General features: G+C 59.5%; 17 protein-coding genes. 16 read left to right on the top strand and 1 reads right to left on the bottom strand.

Features of this window, described 5'->3' with window-relative positions; genetic code table 11:
* Nucleotides 1-251: 251 nt before the first annotated feature.
* From RWZ58_RS03525 to RWZ58_RS03535, 3 genes are all read left to right on the top strand, one after another.
* Complete coding sequence (locus RWZ58_RS03525; RefSeq protein WP_314657446.1) at nt 252-2729, top strand: bifunctional (p)ppGpp synthetase/guanosine-3',5'-bis(diphosphate) 3'-pyrophosphohydrolase; 2478 nt, start codon at nt 252-254, stop codon at nt 2727-2729.
* Between the two features lie 565 nt (nt 2730-3294).
* The gene (locus RWZ58_RS03530; RefSeq protein WP_314657448.1) at nt 3295-3645 is read left to right on the top strand and encodes a hypothetical protein; all 351 of its coding nucleotides are present in this window, start codon (nt 3295-3297) and stop codon (nt 3643-3645) included.
* Nucleotides 3642-4190, top strand: coding sequence for a hypothetical protein (locus RWZ58_RS03535; protein ID WP_314657450.1), 549 nt, complete (start codon nt 3642-3644; stop codon nt 4188-4190). The genes RWZ58_RS03530 and RWZ58_RS03535 overlap by 4 nt, the downstream gene beginning before the upstream one ends.
* A gap of 374 nt (nt 4191-4564) precedes the next feature.
* On the opposite strand, the gene RWZ58_RS03540 is transcribed toward RWZ58_RS03535, so the two are convergent.
* A complete protein-coding gene (locus RWZ58_RS03540; protein WP_314657452.1) occupies nt 4565-5833 on the bottom strand; it encodes a DUF349 domain-containing protein in 1269 nt (422 codons plus the stop codon).
* Between the two features lie 302 nt (nt 5834-6135).
* Between RWZ58_RS03540 and hisS the strand changes: the two genes are divergently transcribed.
* From hisS to RWZ58_RS03605, 13 genes are all read left to right on the top strand, one after another.
* Entirely contained in the window at nt 6136-7497 is a 1362-nt protein-coding gene (gene hisS / locus RWZ58_RS03545; protein WP_314657454.1) for a histidine--tRNA ligase, read from the top strand.
* A gap of 894 nt (nt 7498-8391) precedes the next feature.
* A complete protein-coding gene (locus RWZ58_RS03550; protein ID WP_314657456.1) occupies nt 8392-8799 on the top strand; it encodes a DUF559 domain-containing protein in 408 nt (135 codons plus the stop codon).
* Nucleotides 8800-9037: 238 nt separating this feature from the next.
* Complete coding sequence (aspS, locus tag RWZ58_RS03555) at nt 9038-10810, top strand: aspartate--tRNA ligase (RefSeq protein ID WP_314657459.1); 1773 nt, start codon at nt 9038-9040, stop codon at nt 10808-10810.
* Nucleotides 10811-11044: 234 nt separating this feature from the next.
* On the top strand, nt 11045-11572 hold the full coding sequence (locus RWZ58_RS03560) for an adenylate kinase (RefSeq protein ID WP_296546069.1): 528 nt from the start codon (nt 11045-11047) through the stop codon (nt 11570-11572).
* A gap of 100 nt (nt 11573-11672) precedes the next feature.
* Nucleotides 11673-12107 carry a D-aminoacyl-tRNA deacylase gene (gene dtd / locus RWZ58_RS03565; RefSeq protein ID WP_314657462.1) on the top strand — a complete coding sequence of 145 codons (435 nt, stop codon included), beginning with the start codon at nt 11673-11675 and terminating at the stop codon, nt 12105-12107.
* 182 nt (nt 12108-12289) lie between these two features.
* Nucleotides 12290-13879 carry a replication-associated recombination protein A gene (locus tag RWZ58_RS03570; protein WP_314657464.1) on the top strand — a complete coding sequence of 530 codons (1590 nt, stop codon included), beginning with the start codon at nt 12290-12292 and terminating at the stop codon, nt 13877-13879.
* A 728-nt stretch (nt 13880-14607) separates the two neighbouring features.
* Nucleotides 14608-15240, top strand: coding sequence for a 30S ribosomal protein S4 (gene rpsD, locus RWZ58_RS03575; RefSeq protein ID WP_314657466.1), 633 nt, complete (start codon nt 14608-14610; stop codon nt 15238-15240).
* A 297-nt stretch (nt 15241-15537) separates the two neighbouring features.
* A complete protein-coding gene (locus RWZ58_RS03580) occupies nt 15538-15933 on the top strand; it encodes a DUF948 domain-containing protein (RefSeq protein WP_298605513.1) in 396 nt (131 codons plus the stop codon).
* Nucleotides 15933-16430, top strand: a complete 498-nt coding sequence (locus RWZ58_RS03585) for a peptide chain release factor 4 (protein ID WP_314657467.1) — start codon at nt 15933-15935, stop codon at nt 16428-16430. Before RWZ58_RS03580 ends, RWZ58_RS03585 begins: the two co-directional genes overlap by 1 nt.
* 132 nt (nt 16431-16562) lie before the next feature.
* Nucleotides 16563-19250 (top strand): alanine--tRNA ligase, encoded by a 2688-nt coding sequence (alaS, locus tag RWZ58_RS03590; RefSeq protein ID WP_314657469.1) that lies wholly within the window; start codon nt 16563-16565, stop codon nt 19248-19250.
* A gap of 2 nt (nt 19251-19252) precedes the next feature.
* Entirely contained in the window at nt 19253-19816 is a 564-nt protein-coding gene (gene ruvX / locus RWZ58_RS03595; protein WP_314657471.1) for a Holliday junction resolvase RuvX, read from the top strand.
* A complete protein-coding gene (gene mltG / locus RWZ58_RS03600) occupies nt 19813-21018 on the top strand; it encodes an endolytic transglycosylase MltG (RefSeq protein ID WP_314657473.1) in 1206 nt (401 codons plus the stop codon). The genes ruvX and mltG overlap by 4 nt, the downstream gene beginning before the upstream one ends.
* 200 nt (nt 21019-21218) lie before the next feature.
* Entirely contained in the window at nt 21219-22154 is a 936-nt protein-coding gene (locus RWZ58_RS03605; RefSeq protein ID WP_314657475.1) for a shikimate dehydrogenase, read from the top strand.
* Nucleotides 22155-22192: the final 38 nt, after the last annotated feature.

Below are 22192 nucleotides of genomic sequence, written 5' to 3' on the forward strand. Positions count from 1 at the left end.
GGAGTCGATACCGAGAGGTGTTGGCTCCCCTTTAGCGTGCCCAAATATTTCTCACACAACGCGCTCTGGCGTGTTAAGGCGTGTTAAAATGTCGCATAGTTTGGCGCGTTCCAGGCCGCTGGGTAGGATAAGAAGTGAAGATACTGTGCGCTCGCGTTTGAGCCTGCTGATGGCTGGTTTGGCCGGTATAGCCCTCAATGATGAGGAACCTGAGTGTGCGGCTGATTATCTCGAGCCCGAAGGAGCCTGGAATGAGTGCAGAACCTGCCGTGAACGCTAACGCTGAGAACCCCGCAGGGACCGCCGAGAAGCCTGCGGTTCGACCCGCCGGCCCGATTCCTCTGCCTGAAACTGATTCGTCTGATGCGAAGAGGAAGCGCGGCTCGCACCGCGTCATGGCTGCTGGCGGACGTGTGCCGAACCGCCTGGTTTTCGGTAGCCGCAGCAGCAAGATGGAGGCGTCCGATTCGCACGGCGGCACCATCCGTTTCTCCCCGATGATTGCCCCGGTCGTACGTGCCGTGCGCCGCTACCACCCGGATGAGGACATTCAGGTGCTGCAGCGCGCCTACGAGGTGGCGAACCGCTGCCACGAGGGTCAGAAGCGTAAGAGCGGCGACCCGTACATCACCCACCCGGTCGCGGTGACCGCGATTCTTGCGGAGATGGGCGCGACCGGCCCCGTGCTCGCCGCCGGCCTGCTGCATGACACGGTGGAAGACACCGACTACACGATGGAGCAGCTCACCGAAGAGTTCGGTGAGGAGGTCGCCTACCTGGTCGATGGTGTGACCAAGCTGGACAAGATGACGTACGGCGAGAACGCCTCCATCGAGACGATCCGTAAGCTCGTGCTGTCCATGAGCAAGGACATTCGTGTGCTGCTCATTAAGCTTGCCGACCGCCTGCACAACGCGCGCACCTGGCGCTTTGTGCCGCAGGCTTCTGCCGCGAAGAAGGCGGAAGAGACCCTGAAGATTTACGCGCCGCTCGCGCACCGCCTGGGCTTGAACACGATTAAGTGGGAGCTGGAGGACCTGTCCTTCGCCGCCATGAGCCCGGAAATTTACGCCGAAATGGTGCGCATGGTTGGCGAACGCACCCCCGCGCTCGAAAAGTTCCTGAACGAGGCGCGCACCAAGATTACGGAGCGCCTGTCACAGGTCGGCATTGAGGCGACCGTGACCGGCCGCCCCAAGCACTACTACTCGATTCATCAGAAGATGAAGACGAAGGGCCGCAGCTTCGACGAGATTAACGACATCCTCGCGGTGCGCATCATGGTCGAGGAAGAGGCGGAGTGCTACACCGTGCTCGGCCACGTGCTGTCCCTGTGGCCGTCGATGACCGGCCGCTTCAAGGACTACATTAAGAACCCGAAGAACAACAACTACCAGTCGCTGCACCTGACCGTGTACGGTCCGGGTAACCTGCCGCTTGAGATTCAAATCCGCACGTACAAGATGCACGAAGAGGCTGAGTACGGCGTGGCGGCGCACTGGCGTTACAAGGCGGCATCGCGCGGCGAGAAGGTTGCGCCTCGCGCAGGTGCGCCCGCGAAGGACCCGCAGGAGCCGAGCACCCAGACCTCGGCGATGATGAACGTCGGAATCCTGCAGTCCATTGCCGAGATTTCGAACTCCAACCCGGAGTCCGAGAAGTTCTACGAGTCCCTCGCTGAAACCCTCGACACCGACGAAATCGTGGTGCTCACCCCCAACGGCGAGGCAATCGCCCTGCCGAACGGATCCACCCCCGTGGACTTCGCCTACGCCATCCACAGTGAGGTCGGTGACCGCACCGTGGGTGCGAAGGTCAACGGCCGCCTCGTGCCGCTGCACACGGTCCTGCCCACCGGCGCGACCGTGGAGATTATGACCACGAAGAACGAAGACGCCGGCCCCAGCGAGGACTGGCTGAAGTTCGTTCGTTCCTCGCGCGCTCGCACGAAGATTCGTCAGTACTTCGCTAAGGAACGCCGCATGGAGGCGCTGCTCGCCGGCCGCGAGATGCTCACCAAGAGCATGCGCAATAGCGAGTTGCCGCTGCAGAAGATGATGAGCCCGGAGATTATGACTCAGGTGGCTCAGCTGCTGCATAAGAACGATGTGGCGTCGCTGTACCGTGCGATTGGTGAGCACGAAATCTCGCCGAAGCTGGTCATTGACACCCTCGTTGAGGTGCACCGCGGCGACGAGCCGGCACCCGAGGTTGAGGTCAGCGACTTTGACGAGACGCTGCTGAAGTCGACCCGCAAGGCGATTGGCGATAACGGCGTGGTCGTGCCGGGTGCTGAGGGCGTGCTGACGAAGATTGCGCGTTGCTGCACCCCGGTCCCGCCGGATGACATTATCGGCATTGTGACCCGTTACAACGGTATTTCGGTGCACCGCCGCGACTGCCCGAACATGCGTAACGCTGACGAGGAGCCGCGCGTGACCACGGTCGAGTGGGCGTCTTCGCCGTCCGCTACGTACCGTGTGCAGATTCAGGTGGAGGCTTTGGACCGTAAGGGCCTGCTGAGCGACCTGATTCGTGCGATTTCTGAGTCGGGTGTGAACATCCTGGATGCGCGCGTGCACACCTCGGAGGATCGTACCGTGGTGGACCGCTTCGCCCTGGAACTGGGTGACCGCTTCATGCTGGAGCACGTGCTGAACGTGGTCCGTAACGTGACGGGCGTGTACAAGGCGTACCGCCTGACGGGTGCGAAGCCCTCGGAAGCGTAGGCTCTTTAGAAATATCCTTCGTGTGTTGATTTTGGGGTGCTGGTTTTTGTACTCTGGAGTTAACCGTTCGGCCCGCTACTCTTGATGGAGTAGACGGGCCGGATTTCTATTTTCTGGTCTTTATGTTCAGAAGCCACTTGTGTTCAACACATGTGGCTTCTCGCTGTTTAGGGGGGAGGGGCGGGGGAACTTTCGATAGGTTAGTGTCTTCGCCGTGGGTCTTTAACCCGCAGTGAAGACACTAACCTATCGAAGCAGCCAATGGCTCAGCGATGACGAACCGGCGAGTACGGGGTCGGGGGAACCCGTATACTGAAAGAGTTCGCGCCGCCGGGTAGTCCCCTCTGCACAGCCCCGATTTTCGGTCATGGGTTACGGATTTGTGCCATAGGTTAGTGTCTTTGGTCGTAGTTAAAAACTATGGTCAAAGACACTAAACCATGGCACAAATTCTGCAGGTGTAGCCCCTTATCTTGTCAGGGGTGCCCCGTACCTTTGGTTATAGAGTACGTAGTAGCATTGGCAGTTTTTCGTACTCTTACAATTTCAAAAGAAGGGAATAATTTTGTATAGTTTTGGTACGGTCGTAGCAGTTACAGCTCTTTGCCTGGTTTTATCAATTGCCTGGACTATTTTTGATATTGTCCTTGAAGCAACTGGATATTACTGGTACTCTGCTGCAAGGCGAGAGATCATTTTAAATGTTCTGAGTTATTTTGGGATAGGTAAGGAAACTAGGACTGAATACTGGAAGCGATTTGGAAAGAAGGAACTTAAGAATTTCGCTTATCAATTACGTCACCCATTTAATCTGTTTCCCAGGAAAGATTTAGAAAATGACTTTATTGATAAGGTTCAGTATTTCATTAAAAAGCTGAAGATAACTCAAGTGCTACTGCTCGGAATCGATGCATGAATTCACTGAATCAGCTGAAGAAAATGACTAACTTATCTCCCAAAAATGATTCATTCCAGGAGGTTTATGTATCTCTGAAAGAATTCTATTCTACAATTGAAGTTTGGGAAAATGCCAGTGAGATTAGCATTGATGACGCTCTGCACCTTATTAAAGGAATGGGCTTCTTAGAGAAGTGCTCCTGGATAAAAGCGAGGTGGCAGGTCGGGTACTTCACTCCGTTAATACGTGAATTTATTGATTATGCTGGTAGGGGAACGACTATCGGGTTGTTTATTGGCTTCACGATTGCCTTGATTCAAGGAGAACCCTTTGGGGTTCTTACAACAGCGATTCCGGTGGTTGGTGCCATTCTCGGAGCGAGCTCATATCTGGTATATCTCGATTTTGTAAAATATATGGTAGATGACGCTGAAGAGGGGAACCATAAAAATACTCAAAAGATAATCATCAAATCTAGTATTCGAGTTTTTTGCATGTACTTACTCGTCACCGCAACTGCTCTTTTTCTGAACTTCTTATATGGAATAGCACTCACTAGATAGTATTTAACCTCAGGGGTGTGCTGCCGTATTAAGTGAAAAGGTGTTTTGCTACACTTGGATTGTAGTGATTAAATGTGATTATAGGTTCTATGAAATAAATGCAGACGCCAATCTATGTAGAAAATTGGTTCATGAGTTATAACTTCAGTCATAATGTATTGACTTAGGAGAGGTTTTAGCTCGTAGCCAAGATGTTAACCTATCAAGCAATCTGTTGACCGGTCGTGGAATCTGTGCCACCGCGGGCGCGAATATAACCCCCGCAGACATGCAGAAGCCACATGTGTTTCGAGAAGCCACGATAATGGTGGCTTTTCGAAACACATGTGGCTTCTCGGCGTTATTTAGACCGTTTTTAGGCTGTCGGCTAGACCTTAGTTGCCGAAGCCCTGCAGGGTTGCTGCCCAGGCGCGGCGCGCCTCCAGAGCTTCCTTAGCCTTGGCAATCTTCTTGGAGTCGCCGCCCTTCTCAGCTGCTACGAGCTCCGCCTCCAGCTCGGCGAGGGAATCCTCGATCTGTGCGAGCAGGGAGTTCGCGCGTGCCGCCTTGGCGGGGTCGTTGCGCTTCCACTTTGCCTCTTCGGCGCCGTTGATTTCGTCCTGAATGCGGCGCAACTCGCCGTCGATGCGGCGCAGGTCGTTGCGGGGTACGCGGCCTGCCGCATCCCAGCGGTCCAGGATCTTCTCGAAGGCTGCCTTCGCGCCCTCAATGTCCTCGACGGGCAGGAGTGCGCGTGCTTCTTCGAGCAGTGCTTCCTTGACCTTGAGGTTTTCGGCGTAGACTGCGTCCTGCGCTGCTTCGGCTTCGTTGCGGGCGTTGAAGAACACGTCCTGTGCCGCGCGGAAGCGTGCCCACAGCTTGTCGTCCTCGCGACGGTGGCCGCGGGGTACCTGCTTCCAGGCGCGCATCAGGTCGCCGTATGCGCGGGAAGTCTCAGACCAGTCAGTCGAAGTCGACAGCTCTTCCGCGCGTGCAATCAGCTCTTCCTTGGCGCGCTTGATGCGTGCGTTGCGGTCGTCCAGCTGCGAGAAGTGCGCGCGGCGGTTGCGGTCAAAAGTGGTGCGGGCCGCGCGGAAACGCTTCCACAGCTCGTCCTCTACGCTCTTTGCCAGGTGAATTTCGCGCTGAGCCTTCTTCCACGCCTCGAACAGTTCGTTCATGCGGGAGTGGGAGTTCTTCCAGTGAATCTGGTCGGGGTCCTGGCCGGCAATCTGCTCGGCTTCGGCAACGATCTCTTCACGGGCGGCGAGAGCGCGTTCACGGTTTTCGGTGCGTGCCTGCTGCTGCTTCTCGCCGAGTTCAGCGATCTGCTCTGCGAGGGAGATGAGGCGCTTCTGCAGGCCGGAGTAGTCACCGACCATGTTGCGCACACCGATCTGTGCACCGATGGAGGTGATGCCCTTCTGCAGGTCTGCGGCGGGGGCGTTGTTGGCGAGGCGGGATTCGAGCAGGGCAACCTGCGCCTCGACGTTTTCAAACTTGCGGGCGAAGTAGCTGAGCGCTTCTTCTTCGGAGGCGCCGGGCAGCTGGCCTACTGCGTATTCTTCGCCGTCGACAATGACGAAGACGTGGCCGTCCTCGGAGACGCGGCCGTACTGGCGTGCCTTTTCGAGGTTTACAGTGTCGTCGGGTTTGGTAGTCACCGCTATAACTCTTTCACTCGGGGGTGCTGGGGGTGGGGCGCCTTTGCGCTGTTCCCCGTGGTGGGCACCCGTTTGGGTGTGCGTGTGCACCTCCTAAGCATAGCCTCTGTGGGGTGTGTGTGAGTAGTGTCTGGTCGTGTTGTGTTGTGGGCGAACCTTCACACGGACGGTTTGCCGCGGCTTTACGCCGGGTGGGGCGGGGGAGTGGGTGCTGTGCTGGGGTGGGTGTTGGTATGATGGGTAGATGTGCCCGGCGTGTTCCGGGGTTTTGTTGTCGAGTTCTTTGTCAAGGAGTATCGAGTATGGCTCGCAAGGCTTCGCTGTCTGGTTTTCCCGAGTATCTTCCGGCTGAGCGGTTGGTTGAGAATCATGTTCTGGACACTTTGCGTGAGACTTTTGAGTTGCACGGTTTCTCCCCGATTGAGACTCGTTCGGTAGAGACTATTGAGCAGCTGCTACGCAAGGGTGAGATTGACAAGGAAGTTTACGCAATTTCTCGCCTGCAGGAGGACGAGGCCGCGAAGGCTAAGGAAAAGCTGGCGCTGCACTTTGACCTGACCGTGCCGTTCGCCCGTTACGTGGTGGAGAACGCCGGCTACCTGAATTTCCCGTTCTCGCGTTACCAGATTCAGAAGGTGTGGCGTGGTGAGCGTCCGCAGGAGGGCCGTGCCCGCGAGTTCACTCAGGCTGATATTGACGTGGTTGGCGACGGCGAGCTGCCGTTCCGTTACGACGTGACTCTGGCGCTGGTTGTTGTTGATGCGCTGTCGAAGCTGCCGATTCCTGAGTTCAAGTTGCGTGTGAATAACCGCAAGCTGGCTGAGGGCTTCTACCTGGGCCTGGGTCTGACTGATACTGCGGCTGTTCTGCGTTCTATTGACAAGCTGGAGAAGATCGGTGCTGAGCGTGTGGCTGAGGAGCTGCAGGCTGAGGCTGGTGCGAGCGCGGATGCTGCCGCTGCCGCCCTGGAGCTGGCTCAGATTCGTACCAAGGATGCATCCTTCGTGGAGCAGGTACGTGCGCTTGCCGCTAAGTACTCGGTGGAGCACGAGCTGCTGGATCAGGGTCTGGCTGAGCTGGCCGAGGTCATTGAGGAGGCGTCCCGCCGCGCACCGGGTAAGGTGCTGGCTGACCTGTCGATTGCTCGCGGCCTGGACTACTACACCGGCACCGTGTACGAGACCGTTCTGGTTGGTCACGAGTCGCTGGGTTCGATCTGCTCGGGTGGCCGCTACGAGTCGCTGGCTTCTAACGGTAAGAAGACTTACCCGGGTGTTGGCCTGTCGATTGGTGTGACCCGCGTGGTGGCTCGTATCCTGTCGCAGGGTTTTGCGCAGGCGAGCCGTAAGGTGCCTTCGGCAGTGTTCGTTGCCCTGACTAATGATGAGGGCTGGTCTGCTGCGAATGATGTTGCGGATGCACTGCGCGCCCGCGGTATTGCCTGCGAGGTGTCGGCGAACGCGGCGAAGTTCGGTAAGCAGATTAAGTACGCTGAGAAGCGTGGCATTCCGTTCGTGTGGTTCATTTCTTCGGATGAGTCGGGCGCCCCGGTTCACGAGGTGAAGGATATCCGTTCGGGCGAGCAGGTCGCTGCTGATCCGAATTCGTGGATGCCGCCGGCTGAGGACCTGCACGTTCAGATTGTGCGTGCTGAGGGCCTGTAAGTATTAGGGGCTGTAATGCCTGCGGTGTTTGGCCGCTGTAATATCTGGCTGCTGTGATTATTTGGTTACTGCAAGCCTGCATATGGATGTGTACCCGCCTGGTGGGGAGGATGTTGACCTCCCTGCCGGGCGGGTCTTTTTGTCGTCATCTTTTGGTCCTGCGAATTTGTGCCATGGTTTAGCGACTTCTGTCGTAGTTAAAAACCATGGCAGAAGACGCTAACCTATGGCACAAAATTTTTGGGATACAACCTGAACCTGTGGATAGCGGATATTTCCATAAAAACAGCGAAGTTATCCACAGATTTCACGAACATGCCCCACAACTTCACAGAGACTGCCAGGATAAAGTCTATGAACACCGCAAATATCCTGAACCCTCAAACCCTAGCCGCACAAGCCCCAACCACACGTACCGCCGAGCTGTATCCTCTCGTGCTCACCACGCGCATCCTCAACTCACGAGGTATTGGAACCCGGCATATCCGCGCGATGGTAGCGGAAGGAACCCTACAACGTATCCAGCGAGGAGCCTATATCTACACCCGCGATGCCCAGTCGCTCACTCCGGATGAGCGGCTTGCGGTACGGTGCATTGCCGCCCACCTCATGGGTCTCCAAGGGGTCTTCTCGCACTCATCAGCAGCTGCACTTTGGGGTCTTGATGTACTCAATGCGCCTTCAATCGTGCATGTGTACAGTACCGCGACTAGTCCATCCGATAGAGGGCGTATCTGCAGACATAGGCGAGGTTTTGACCCTAATGCGGTGACCGCAATACCCGGTACCCCCGTCATGGCGACAACGGTGGCTCGCACGCTACAGGATTGCGCTCGCACCATGCCCTTTCGGGAGGCGGTAGTCCTCGCTGACTCCATCATGCGGCGGGGACTCTTGAAACCCCACGAGGTAATCGAGATTCTGCTGAATCTTACCGGCTACGGCGGTTCCTCCGGGCGCGCTCTGGCACAGGCGGTGGATGCATCCAGCGAGTCGGCAGGCGAAAGCCTCACCCGGTGCCTACTCATGGAACACAGGCTGCCCCTCCCCGTAACGCAGTACCCGATTTCGTGCGAGGGCCGTAACTACCGAGTGGACTTCGCCTGGCCCGAGGCGCGGGTGATTCTCGAGTTCGACGGTGAACAGAAATACGTGGACCACCCCGGCAGAGACCGGTACGAGGCGGCCCGTGACCGTGCCCTAGCCCGCGCCGGGTGGAGAGTTGTGCATCTGACGTGGGCTGATATTTTTCAGAAAGAGCGGGAAGTCATCACCCATCTTCGGGGGCTACTTTTGCGGTAAGGCCAAGGTTACAAATTTCGACCATAGGTTAGCGTCTTCTGCCATGGTTTTTAACTACGACAGAAGACGCTAAACCATGGCACAAATCCGCACCCCGCCTCCTCAACTCATTTTCTGACCCCCGACCTGCCCGGAGGGGATACAATATATGAGGCGCACGCAGTGTGCGCATATCATCAACCGCGAGTACCCGGCTACTGTCTATAGTCGTGAGGTGCCCGCTATGAAAGGAATGTCTGTGCTTCGCACTCACACCAACGGCGAGCTGACCGCCGCAAACATTGGAGAGACTGTTACCCTGACCGGTTGGGTGGCTCGCCGCCGCGACCACGGTGGTGTCGCCTTCGTTGACCTGCGTGACCGTGAGGGTGTCACCCAGTGTGTTTTCCACAATGAGGCTGATTTTGAGCACCTGCGCAACGAGTATGTGCTGCGCGTGACTGGTCTGGTGACTAAGCGCCCGGAGGGTAACGAGAACCCGAACCTGGCGACTGGCGAGATTGAGGTTGAGGTGTCCACCGTTGAGGTGCTGAACACCGCGGCCCCGCTGCCTTTCCAGATTGACGAGCACGTTGAGGTGGGTGAGGAGGCGCGCCTGCGCTACCGCTACCTGGACCTTCGCCGCCCGGAGCCGGCTCGCATCATGCGCCTGCGTTCGGACGCGAACCGTGCAGCACGCAACCTGCTGGCTGAGGACGGCTACATTGAGGTTGAGACCCCGACCCTGACCCGTTCCACCCCCGAGGGTGCACGCGACTTCCTGGTGCCGGCTCGTCTGGCTCCGGGTTCGTGGTACGCTCTGCCGCAGTCCCCGCAGCTGTTCAAGCAGCTGCTGCAGGTGGGCGGTATTGAGAAGTACTACCAGATTGCCCGCTGCTACCGTGACGAGGATTTCCGCGCCGACCGCCAGCCCGAGTTCACTCAGCTGGACATTGAGGCTTCGTTCGTTGATCAGGAAGACGTCATTGACCTGGGCGAGCGCATCGTTGAGGCTGTGTGGAACCTGATTGACGTGAAGGTTCCCCGCCCGATTCAGCGCATGACCTACAAGGATGCGATGGAGAAGTACGGTTCGGACAAGCCCGACCTGCGCTTCGGCCTGGAGCTGACTGAGCTGACTGAGTACTTCAAGGACACCACTTTCCGCGTGTTCAAGGCTCCTTACGTGGGCGCCGTTGTGATGCCCGGTGGTGCTTCTCAGCCCCGCCGCACCCTGGACGCTTGGCAGGAGTGGGCTAAGCAGCGCGGCGCTAAGGGTCTGGCTTACGTTCTCATTCAGGAGGACGGCGAGCTGACCGGTCCGGTGGCTAAGAACATTACCGACGCTGAGCGTGCTGGCCTGGCTGAGGCTACCGGCGCGAAGCCCGGCGACTGCATCTTCTTCGCTGCTGGTGAGGCTAAGGCTTCCCGCGCGTTGCTGGGTGCTGCTCGTGTTGAGATTGGTCACCGTACCGGCCTGATTAAGGACGGCGAGTGGTCCTTCGTGTGGGTTGTTGACGCCCCCATGTTCGAGTCTTCTGCTGAGGCTACTGAGTCCGGTGACGTGGCTCTGGGCCACTCCGCATGGACCGCCGTGCACCACGCGTTCACCTCCCCGAAGCCCGAGTTCCTGGACACCTTCGACACCGACCCGGGTTCGGCTCTGGCGTACGCTTACGACATTGTCTGCAACGGTAACGAGATTGGTGGCGGTTCGATCCGTATTCACCGCCGCGACGTGCAGGAACGCGTGTTCGCTGTGATGGGCATTGGTGAGGAAGAGGCTCAGGAGAAGTTCGGCTTCCTGCTGGATGCGTTCAAGTACGGCGCACCGCCCATGGGTGGTATTGCGTTCGGTTGGGACCGTATTGTGTCTCTGCTGGCTGGCGTTGATTCGATCCGCGAGGTTATCGCGTTCCCGAAGACCGGTAACGGTTACGACCCGCTGACTGCCGCACCTGCACCGATTACCCCGGAGCAGCGTAAGGAAGCTGGCGTTGATTTCAAGCCGAAGAAGAAGGACGAGGAGTAATCTTCTCTAGTCTTTGGTCGTGCGCCCCGGTTGGGGTGTGAGGTGTGCGGCGTGAACCTGGTGGGGCATTGAGTCTTGAGCTTTGAGCTCCGAGCTGTGAGGCTCGAGACTTGAGCCTTGCCGGGGTCGCCGTTGAGGGTGGGCTGTGTATTCTGCTGGTGCAGGGTCGCAGCCCACCTTTTGTATGAACTGGCGTGCGTGCCGATTTGTGCACTAGCCGAAGGGGAGGGGAGTATGCGCATCCTGATTGCCGGCCCGAGCGGTAGCGGCAAGACGACGTTTGCGGCGCGGTTGGGGCGCCTCCTGAACATTCCGCATACGGAGATGGATTCTTTGCATTGGGGCCCGGACTGGACTCCGCGCCCTAGTTTTGAGGCGGACGTTCAGGCGCTTATTGAGCGGCCCGCGTGGATTACGGAGTGGCAGTATCCGCAGGTGCGTGGCCGCCTGCTGGAGCGTGCGGATGTGGTGATTTATCTGCGCTATAGCCGCGCGGTGGTCATGTGGCGTGTGGTTCGCCGGACGGTGCGGCGCGCGGTGACGGGTCAGAAGCTGTGGGCTGATAACGTGGAACCGCCGCTGTGGAATATTCTGCGGGACCCGGACAACATGATTCGGTACACGTGGAGGAGCTACCCGCACGTCGGTGAGCTGCTGGCGGAGGCTCGCGGGCAGCATCTGCAGAAGCGTTTTATTGAGTTTCGTACCCCACGGGCGGCGAACCAGTTTTTGCGTGCCGTGCAGCTGCGCGGCGTACTCTGAGGCGGCTGATTATAAATCGGCTGCCTCTAAACCAGCCGCCGCGAATATTGAAAGAGATGTGCGAGCCCGGCGAGAGCCGGCTCCAAATGAAAGGTGAACGATGCGAGTAGTTATTCAGCGCGTAACCCGCGCGGCGGTGCGCGTGAACGGTGAGACGGTCGGCGCGATTGACCGGCCCGGCTACCTGGTGCTGGTTGGCATCACCCACGGCGACGGTGCGGCGCAGATTGCGAAGCTTGCCGATAAGACCGCGAACCTGCGCCTGCTGGAGGGGGAGAGGTCCCTCCTCGATGAGGGTGCGCCCGTGCTGGCAGTCAGCCAGTTCACCCTGTACGGGGACGCGAAGAAGGGCCGCCGCCCCTCCTGGTCTGCCGCTGCGCCGGGTCCGGTGAGTGAGCCGCTGTTCAACGATTACGTTCAGGCGTTGCGTGAGCGTGGCCTGTACGTGGAGACGGGCGTGTTCGGTGCGGACATGCAGGTGGAGCTCGTCAACGACGGCCCGGTGACCCTGATTCTCGACAGCGAGACCCTCTAAAAGCGGCGCTTTCGATAGGTTAGTGGATTGCTCCTGGGTTTATAGCCTTGCCCAGGGGTTTAAAACCCACGGCGAAGACACTAACCTATCGAAACCCCATCGAAAACCTGTGTGGCGTCACGCCGCGAGCTAAATCCGCACCCCGCGCCCACCTCAAGCCTGCAAAACGATAGAGTAAGACTATGGCTGATTCCCTCTTTGATCTTGAGCTGCCCGACGACGGGGACCGCGTGAGCCTGATTGGTGCGCCCGCCGAGGAGCCCACCTCCTCACGCGCCTCTGCGTCGCGTGCGCGCTCTGCCCGTTCGGCGTCTCGTGCACCCCTGGCGGTGCGGATGCGTCCGCGCACTATTGATGAGGTTCTCGGCCAGGAGCACCTGCTGACTCCGGGTGCGCCTTTGCGCGTGTTGGCGGGGGAGAACGCCGGCCCGGCTGGACCGTCCTCGGTGATTCTGTACGGCCCGCCGGGTACGGGTAAGACCACGCTGGCGCACGTGATTGCACGCGCGCCGGGTCGTAAGTTCGTGGAGCTTTCAGCGATTACTGCGGGCGTGAAGGATGTGCGCGCGGTCATGGATCAGGCGCTGCTCGACCGCGATATGTACGGCACGACCACCGTGCTGTTCCTGGATGAGATTCACCGTTTCACGAAGGCTCAGCAGGATGCGCTCCTGCCCGGTGTGGAGAACCGCTGGGTGATTCTGGTGGCGGCTACGACGGAGAACCCGTCGTTCAGCATTATTTCGCCGCTGCTCTCGCGCTCGCTGCTGTTGCGGGTTCATTCGCTGGAGCAGTCCGATATTGAGCACCTGATTGACCGTGCGCTGGCTGACCCGCGCGGTTTTGGCGGCGCGGCGGTCATTGATGCGGATGCGCGCGCCCACCTCGCGGCGGTTTCCGGAGGCGACGCTCGCCGCTCCCTGACCTCGCTGGAGGCGGCAGCTGCGATTGCGTTTAGTGAGGCTGAAGCTGCGGGAAATGCCACAGCAGAAACCAGCCCCGCAGAAACTGATGTAGCAGAACCCACCTCTGAAGAGACTGACCCCGCCGACCCCGATACCGCCAACTCGTCCGAGGATTCAGCGGGCTCAGCGGACCCGGCGGGGGAGAAGGACCCGGAATCTGCCGCGCCCGTGCGCATCACCCTGGCGCACGCCACGGAGGCGGTGGACCGCGCCGCGATCCGCTACGACCGTTCGGGTGACCAGCATTATGACGTGGTGAGTGCGTTCATCAAGTCCATGCGTGGCTCTGATGCGGATGCCGCGGTGCACTACCTGGCGCGCATGCTGGAGGGCGGCGAGGATCCGCGTTTCGTGGCGCGTCGCATCATGATTTTGGCGAGTGAGGATATTGGTTTGGCTGATCCGCAGGCGTTGCAGGTTGCGACGGCTGCGGCGCAGTCGGTGGCGCTGGTGGGTATGCCGGAGGCGCGCATCATCCTGTCGCAGGCGGTGATTTATTGTGCGCTCGCGCCGAAGTCGAACGCCGCCTATAACGCGATTAACCGCGCGATTGCGGATGTGCGTGCGGGTGCTTCGGGTCAGGTTCCGGTGCATTTGCGTGATGGTCATTATGCGGGGGCTAAGCAGTTTGGTCACGGTGAGGGGTACATTTATGCGCATGATGCGCCGGGTCATGTGGCGGCTCAACAGTACCTGCCGGATACCCTGCGCGGCACGGTCTACTATGAGCCGACTCAGCATGGTTTTGAGCGCACGTTGACGGAGCGTCGTGAGCGTATCCGCAGGATTCTTGACGGCGGCAACTAGCCGCACGGAGGGGCCATGCCGTTTCACCGCGCGAACTAGCCGCGGCGCGCGCTTGCCGCGCAGACTAGCCGTGCTCATTAGCCGCGCGGACTTATCACGCAAACCACCCGCGCCGGCCCGTCTATAGGACAGCAGACAGTGAGCACACGCAAAATGCGGTGCGCAGTACCTCGGTCGTACTGCGCACCGCATCAGAGTTTGAGTTGTGATAGATGTCTTGACCGTCGGCCAATCCCGGAAGGGCGGACGCCAAGCTTGTACGCCTAGTCTAGGCGATGCGAGAGCTCGAAAGCAAGCTAATCCCATAGATTCACAGGTTAAAAATAACGGAATGATTACAATCCAACATCTACACCCGGCAATTTTGTGGGGAAGGCTCCCCTAAATGCTTCTGACGGGTGCAAATATTCCCCGTGGGGTTCGTGTGGGTATATGTCAAAAACCCACACAAACGGCAATTTAAACTAAAGATTCCCCAAAAGGCTGGTAAAGCCGGGGCGCATCCGGTAAGCTTGACGGGTCTGGCAATTGCTATGCCTGCATCCGTGCGAGCATGAGTAATGTAGCAGCGAGGTACTCTGCCTCGCGCTCTCCGCCTCACCGCCGCGCAGCAACGACCGAATCGGTCGCGCGCGGGCCAACGGCGAGGTTACCCGAGGAGGCCAGTATCCAAACAGACTGAGGCCCCACCCGTGAGGGTGCAGGAGCCTCACATAGAAAGGTAGATTGTGGCTAAGCACAACCGCACCCGCCGTACCGTGCGTCAGTCCCGTGCCCTGGGCATTGCACTGACCCCGAAGGCAGAAAAGTACCTCGAGCGTCGTCCTTACGGCCCCGGCCAGCACGGCCGTGCCCGCAAGAAGGCTGACTCCAACTACGCTACCCAGCTGAAGGAAAAGCAGCGTCTGCGCGCTCAGTACAACATCCGCGAGGCACAGATGCGCCGCGCATACCTCGAGGCAAAGCGCCTTGAGGGCCAGACCGGTAAGAACCTGGTCGAGCTGCTCGAGACCCGCCTCGACGCCCTGGTTCTGCGTGCAGGTTTCGCCCGCACCATTGCTCAGGCACGTCAGATGGTTGTTCACCGTCACATTCTGGTTGACGGCGTTCGCGTGGACCGCCCCTCGTTCCAGGTCAAGCCCGGCCAGCTGATCCACGTTCACCCCAAGGCTGAGAAGACTGTTCCCTTCCAGGCTGCGGCTGCTGGCGAGAACCAGGCAGTTCTGCCCGAGGTTCCGGCATACCTGAACGTTGAGATCGAGAAGCTGCACGCAAAGCTTGAGCGTAAGCCCAAGCGCGAAGAGATCCCCGTGATCTGCGACGAGCAGCTGGTCGTTGAGTACTACTCGCGTCTGGCATAATCTCGATTTTTCGAGAAGCAACCCGTTCCGTACCGTTTCGGTGGGGGACGGGTTGTTCCCGTTTAAGGGCCCGACTTAGGGTTCTGCCCCTCGGATGCGGGCTTCGCCTCGGCTCATTGGGGAACCTGTGAATTGTTCAATCCTGGGAGTTTCATGAGAGTTTAAGGGGCGCGAGAAGGAATTTTCGACTAGAATAAGGGATTGAACTGTGTAGGCAGTCCGACCGATGCGCCACGGCGGCGCGCCGGTGAGTACGACTATTGACAAGCACCATGCGTTACGCGAAATGAGGTACAGATGACTGGCGGAGATATTGCAGGCCTGATTGCGGCGGGAGTTTTCGCGATTCTCGTGGCACTGCTGGCCCTTCCCATTATTCGCCTGACCAAGGTGTTTGATGAGCTGATCGTGACGATTCGTTCGCTCAACCAGAGCACCGCGCCGCTCATTGAAGAGGTGACCCGCACCGTGGTGACCACCAACGAGCAGCTCGAGAAGGTTGACGACATCACCTCGAACGTTTCGGATGCCTCCGCGAACGTTTCGGCCCTGTCCTCGCTGGTGACCTCGACCGTGGGCCAGCCGCTGATTAAGGTGGCTTCCTTCTCTTACGGCGTGCGCCAGGCTTTCCGCGGCGGCAACAAGTCCGGCCAGCAGGGTGGCACCTCCTCGACCGCGGGCGGTGAGAACTAATGGGTCTGCTCCGTTCCGTTCTTCTGCTCGGTGCCGGTGCCGCGGCGGGCTACCTTGCCTCCCGACGAGCCTCCTCTTCCGAGCCCGCACAGCGTACCCCCGGCAGCGCCCTGCTCAAGCGTGAGCACGGCGAGCTGGCCCTCAACCCGGAGTCTCAGATGGGAAAGTTCTTCGATTCGCCGATTGGCAAGCCCTTGCAACCCTACGCGCTGAAGGCCGTCGAGTTCGCTGCTCGCGTGCGCGAGGGTATGCAGGAGAAGGAGATGGAGCTCAACGCCAAGGTGGAGCGCCAGAAGCAGGACCTGCGTCCCGGTTCCCTCGACACCTGGGATCGTCAGATGAGCTCGGCTGAGATTGAGTCCACGAACCGTCGTTTGGCGGAGCGTGAGCTCATTGAGGTGGAGGCTGAGATTGCCTCCTTGGAAGAGGCTCAGAAGCGAGCGCGTGAGCAGCGTATTGCGCGTGACCGTCAGCTCGGCGACGGCTTCTTCAACTAGGTTTTAAAAGGTGGTGCTTTTGTCCGTTAACCACGGTACGAGGGTGGCTCGATTAGCCATTTTGCTCTCGGACAGGCACCATAGGTCAGTAGACTAATTTAGAATTTCGCACAGATTACTCTAAGGAACGAGATGCTCTCACAGGAGATTTCCAAGCGCTGGATCGATTTCTTCGCTTCCCGCGGCCATACTGTGGTGCCTTCGGCATCGCTGATTTCGAACGAGCCCGGCGCTATGTTCACCATCGCCGGTATGGTGCCGTTCATTCCCTACTTCCTGGGCCGTGAGACCCCTCCGTTCTCCCGCGCGACCAGCGTGCAGAAGTGCATCCGCACCCTGGATATTGAAGAGGTCGGTAAGACTGCGCGTCACGGTACTTTCTTCCAGATGGCCGGTAACTTCTCCTTTGGCGATTACTTCAAGGAGCAGGCGATTCCCTTCGCCTACGAGCTGCTGACCACCCCGCAGGATCAGGGTGGCTTCGGCCTGGATCCCGAGCGCCTGTGGGTCACCATCTACGAGGGTGACGACGAGGCCTTCGACATTTGGCACAACAAGGTGGGCTTCCCGGCCGAGCGTATTCAGCGCATGGGCATGAAGGAAAACTACTGGTCCACCGGCCAGCCCGGCCCCGCAGGCCCCGACTCCGAGATTTTCTACGACCGCGGCCCCGCCTACGGTAAGGAAGGCGGCCCGGCGGCTGACGACGACCGCTACATCGAGATCTGGAACCTCGTGTTCATGCAGTACCAGCGTGGCGAGGGCATCGGCAAGGACGACTTCGAGATTCTGGGCGACCTGCCGAAGAAGAACATCGATACCGGCCTGGGCGTTGAGCGTCTGGCCATGCTGCTGCAGGGCGTCGAGAACTTCTACGAGACCGACCAGGTGCGCCCCGTGCTGGATGCAGCGTCCAAGCTCTCCGGCAAGAAGTACCACGGCTCTGAGTCCGCCGAGGACGAGGGCTACGAGGACGACGTGCGCATGCGCGTGGTGGCCGACCACATCCGTTCTTCGCTCATGCTGATTGCTGATGGCGTGACCCCCTCGAACGAGGGTCGCGGCTACATTCTGCGCCGCCTGATGCGCCGCGCGATTCGTGCGATGCGTCTGCTGGGCGTGACTGAGCCCTGCCTGCCCGTGCTGTTCCCGGCTTCGCGTGATGCGATGAAGGGTGCGTTCCCGTACGTTGCTGACGACTTCGAGCGTATCTCCCGCATTGCGTACGCTGAGGAGAAGGCGTTCCTGCACACCATTGAGACCGGTACTGAGCGTCTGGAAGAGGCTGTTGCAGCCGCTAAGAAGGATGGCTCGAACTCTGTTTCCGGTGCTGAGGCGTTTGCTCTGCACGACACCTACGGCTTCCCGATTGACCTGACCCTGGAGATGGCCGCTGAGGCTGGCGTGAAGGTGGATGAGAAGTCCTTCCGTGAGCTGATGGCTGAGCAGCGTCACCGTGCGCAGGCTGACGCTAAGGCGAAGAAGGGCGCGTTTGCTGACCTGTCCGAGCTGCGTAAGCTCGTGGACGAGCGCGGCTCCATCTTCACCGGCTACACCGAGCTGCGTACTGAGACTAAGCTGCGCGCAATCCTGGTGGACGGCGTGTCTGTTCCCGCCGCTAAGGCTGGCGACAAGATTGAGGTTGTCCTGGACGAGACCCCGTTCTACGCGGAGGCTGGTGGCCAGGCAGCTGATACCGGCATGATTACCGGCAACGGCTTCATTATTGACGTTCAGGACGTTCAGCAGCCCGTGAAGGGTCTGAGCGTTCACCGCGCCGTTGTGCGTGAGGGCGAGGTTCACACCGGTGCCGATGTTGTGGCACAGGTTGACGTTCAGCGTCGCCGCGACGGTGAGAAGGCACACTCGGGTACCCACATCATTCACGCTGCCCTGCACCAGGTTCTCGGCAACGAGGCTACCCAGCGTGGCTCCTTCAACAAGGAAGGCTACCTGCGTTTCGACTTCGCGTGGAGCGAGGGTCTGTCCGAGTCCGCTAAGCGTGAGGTTGAAGAGGTCGCTAACCTCGCTATCCGCGACAACCACGAGGTGATTACCCGTGAGATGCCGCTGGCTGAGGCTAAGGCTCTGGGCGCTATGAGCCTCTTCGGTGAGAAGTACGGTGACGTGGTGCGCGTTGTTGAAATCGGCGGCGAGTTCTCTCGTGAGCTCTGCGGTGGCACCCACGTTGGTTCGTCCGCTGAGATTGGTTCGCTGACCCTGCTGACCGAGGGCTCTGTTGGCTCCGGTAACCGCCGTGTTGAGGCTCTGGTGGGTCTGGATTCCTTCAACCACCTGGCTGCTGAGCGTACCCTGGTGAACCAGCTGACCGGCCTGATGAAGGTTCAGTCTTCCGCTGATCTGCCGGAGAAGATTAACCAGACTCTGGCTAAGCTGAAGGCTGCTGAAAAGGAACTGGCTCAGCTGCGCCGCGAGAAGCTGCAGGCTGAGGCTGGCAAGCTGCTGGAGAACGCACAGACCATTGGTGCTGTTCGCGTTCTGGCACATGACGCTGGCGAACTGGACGCTAACGGCGTTCGTGAGCTGGCTCTGGATCTGCGTTCGCGCTTCGGCTCCGAGGCTGCGGTTGTCGCCGTGGTGGGTGTGGCTAATGGCCGCCCCGTCGTCCTGGTGGCAACCAACGAGGGTGCTCGTGAGGCTGGCGTAAAGGCTGGCGCTCTGGTCCGCGTTGCTGCCGGTGTTCTCGGCGGCGGTGGCGGCGGTAAGGACGACGTCGCTCAGGGTGGTGGCCAGGACGCATCCAAGATTGGTGCTGCACTGGACGCTGTCCGCGACGCTATCGCACAGGCTCAGGCCTAAATATGGCAGAATTCCAGCGCGGAGTGCGGATGGGTGTCGATGTGGGTAATGCCCGCGTCGGCACCGCCCTCAGCGACCCCGACGGCATTCTTGCCACCCCGCTCAAGACGTTGCGCCGCGACGCGAAGAAGAACTCTGACCGCCGCGTCCTGCGTAAGCTGATTGAGGTGAACGAGGTGGTGGAGGTGTTCGTCGGCCTTCCGAAGACCATGCGTGGTGGGGATTCTCCCTCCACTGAGATGGCTCGGGAGTACGCTCAGGCTCTGCGCTCCGAGCTGGATTCCGAAGAGAAAACACACATTAACATTTGGCTGGTGGATGAGCGACTCACCACCGTGAGCGCTCACCGTGCACTGCACGAGGCTGGGGTATCCAGCCGAGACTTCAAGACTATGGTTGACCAGGTGGCGGCTGTGAACATTTTGCAGTACAGCCTGGACGCCCTCAAGGCAGGGCAGTCCGTAGCCGGGTACAAGGTGAGCGATCCGGCCCACGAAGAGAACCGATCGCACGAGTTAGAAGGGGCTGCGGTTGGTGCCGTCAATGAAACGGAGAACCTTCAGTGACCGAAAAGAATAAACATTCCGAGGAACACCCCGAAGAGAGCGGTCTGGACCTTTTTCGGCCGACGAAAGCCGATGAGGAAAAAGGCATTACCGGCATTACCTTGGAGCACGAGATTGTCTCTGTAGCGACTCTGCGTGCTCGCAAACGCCGTCGCCGCGCCATCATGCTGAGCGCCATGTCGCTCTTCGTGGCGGCCCTGGTGATTATTTCTGCCGCTTTCATCACGCGGTACGATCCGTTCAAGACGCGCGACTACTCCGGCGGCGGTAACGGCACGACCGTGACCTTCACGATCCGCTCGGGCCAGTCCACCGCGCAGGTGGCGAACGAGCTGGAGGCGGCCGGCGTGATTGCCGACGCCGATAAGTTCGTCGAGGTGTACAGCAAGGAAAGCAACGGCAAGTACCTGCAGCCGGGCACCTACGAGCTTCAGCAGCACATGAGCAGCTCGAGCGCAATCAACACGATTATCGAGGCGAACAGCAACGTGCTGTACCTGGCGATTCCGCAGGGTAAGCGTGTGAACGAAACCATCGACCTGATCGTTTCCGGTTCTGACGGCGCGTTCACCCGTAAGCAGGTGGAAGAGGCCGTGCAGAACTACACGCAGTACGGCGTGCCGAGCAACTTCCCCTCGATTGAGGGTTGGCTGCACCCGGGCGAGTACCGATTCCCGAAGGACACCGACATCAAGAAGGTCATTCAGACCATGGTCGACAAGACCAAGGCCGACCTGAAGGAAGCCGGCGTGAGCGGCGATCAGAAGACCTTCGAGGTGCTGACCATCGCCTCCATCGTGGAGCTTGAGGCTCAGCCGAAGGACTACGTGGCGGTTGCGGGCATCATCGAGAACCGTCTGAACAACCCGGATGGTGAGACCTCCGGTCTGATTCAGTCGGACGCAACCGTGACCTACGGTCTGGGCATCCGCTCCTACCATCTGACGGAGGAGCAGAAGGCAGACAAGAGCAATAAGTACAACACTTATGCGAATAAGGGTCTTCCGAAGGGTCCGATTGGTTCCCCGCAGCTGGCTTCGATTAAGGCAGCAGCGGCTCCTGAGAAGAACCCGTACTACTACTGGGTGACTGTGGACCTGGACTCCGGTGAGACGAAGTACTCCCGCACTTACGCTGAGCACCAGCGTTACGTTGAAGAGTACAACCAGTGGTGTACTAAGCACCCGAACCGCTGTAGCTAAGCTGTAGCTAGTCGGTTCAGCCGGTAGCTACGATTTGGTGGCTTCGGCGTGAAGGTTCCTTGCTGAGGCGGGTACCGCCTCCACGAGAGTGGGGGAGGTGCCCGCCTTTGCTGTACCCGCTAAAATGGGAGGTGGCCCCCGCGGCCGTCCCTGTACCCAGCGTTGAGAACGACCCCCGGCGTGAGAGCGAAAGAGAGCCGATGAAGACTGAACCGTATCGCGAGGCCCCGTATCTTCGCCGTGCCTACGTGCTGGGGCACCCTATTGCGCATTCGCTGTCGCCTGCGTTGCATCGTGCGGCGTATGACTTTTTGGGTGAGGCGAATCTTGAGTACGATCGCCGCGATACCCTGCCCGATGATTTGCCGGCGATTATGCGCGGCGTGCGCCACCCGAAGGGTACGGAGGATGCACCGTATATTGCGGGCCTGTCGGTAACGATGCCGTTGAAGACCGCCGTCATCGAGTATTGCGATGAGCTGAGCGAGACTGCCCGCGTGACCGGTGCGGTGAATACGGTGTATCCGCGCGGCGAGAAGGTGCTGGGCGATAACACCGACGTGATTGGCATTGTGAACGCGCTGCGCCACGCCGGTTTGGAGCCGGACCTCAAGCGTGATGAGCCCGCCGTCGTTGGTGGGGGAGCGACCGCTATTTCCGCCCTGACCGCCCTGCATAAGCTGGGTTACCGCCGTGTGAGCGTGTACGCCCGTTCGCTACATAAGCTCGGTAGCGTGCAGGAGGCGGCAGATCGCCTGGGCGTTCAGCTGGAGCAGGTTTCCCTGGCTGAGCTGCCGCAGAACCTTGCTGAGCGCGGCCATCACCCGGTGGTGTCTACGCTTCCGGCGCATGCGGCGGACGAGTGGGCGAGCCAGCTGACCGGCTTGAAGGGTGCCTCCGCGACGCACCGCCCGGTACTGCTGGATGTTGCGTATAACCCGTGGCCTTCGGTGCTGGCGAGCGCCTGGGAGGCTAACGATGGCACGGTGGTTTCTGGTCTGGAGATGCTGCTGTACCAGGCGGTGGAGCAGGTTCTGCTGTTTACCGGTCGTGAACTGCAGCCCGCCGAACTGCTGGGTCTAATCAACGCGATGTGCGCGGCGGTTGATCTTGCGCCTCGCGCTTCCGTTTCGTGAAAAAAGCGTGCTTTCATTCGCTCAGCAAACGGGCATTT

The sequence above is a fragment of the uncultured Rothia sp. genome (assembly GCF_963544205.1).
Taxonomy (GTDB): domain Bacteria; phylum Actinomycetota; class Actinomycetes; order Actinomycetales; family Micrococcaceae; genus Rothia.

What these genes read in the sequence shown, in the direction of transcription:
- RWZ58_RS03580 (WP_298605513.1), top strand. Translation starts at nt 15,538, where the DNA reads ATGACTGGCGGAGATATTGCAGGCCTGATTGCGGCGGGAGTTTTCGCG.
- RWZ58_RS03570 (WP_314657464.1), top strand. Translation starts at nt 12,290, where the DNA reads ATGGCTGATTCCCTCTTTGATCTTGAGCTGCCCGACGACGGGGACCGC.
- RWZ58_RS03525 (WP_314657446.1), top strand. Translation starts at nt 252, where the DNA reads ATGAGTGCAGAACCTGCCGTGAACGCTAACGCTGAGAACCCCGCAGGG.
- hisS (WP_314657454.1), top strand. Translation starts at nt 6,136, where the DNA reads ATGGCTCGCAAGGCTTCGCTGTCTGGTTTTCCCGAGTATCTTCCGGCT.
- dtd (WP_314657462.1), top strand. Translation starts at nt 11,673, where the DNA reads ATGCGAGTAGTTATTCAGCGCGTAACCCGCGCGGCGGTGCGCGTGAAC.
- RWZ58_RS03535 (WP_314657450.1), top strand. Translation starts at nt 3,642, where the DNA reads ATGAATTCACTGAATCAGCTGAAGAAAATGACTAACTTATCTCCCAAA.
- RWZ58_RS03605 (WP_314657475.1), top strand. Translation starts at nt 21,219, where the DNA reads ATGAAGACTGAACCGTATCGCGAGGCCCCGTATCTTCGCCGTGCCTAC.
- alaS (WP_314657469.1), top strand. Translation starts at nt 16,563, where the DNA reads ATGCTCTCACAGGAGATTTCCAAGCGCTGGATCGATTTCTTCGCTTCC.
- ruvX (WP_314657471.1), top strand. Translation starts at nt 19,253, where the DNA reads ATGGCAGAATTCCAGCGCGGAGTGCGGATGGGTGTCGATGTGGGTAAT.
- RWZ58_RS03560 (WP_296546069.1), top strand. Translation starts at nt 11,045, where the DNA reads ATGCGCATCCTGATTGCCGGCCCGAGCGGTAGCGGCAAGACGACGTTT.
- RWZ58_RS03585 (WP_314657467.1), top strand. Translation starts at nt 15,933, where the DNA reads ATGGGTCTGCTCCGTTCCGTTCTTCTGCTCGGTGCCGGTGCCGCGGCG.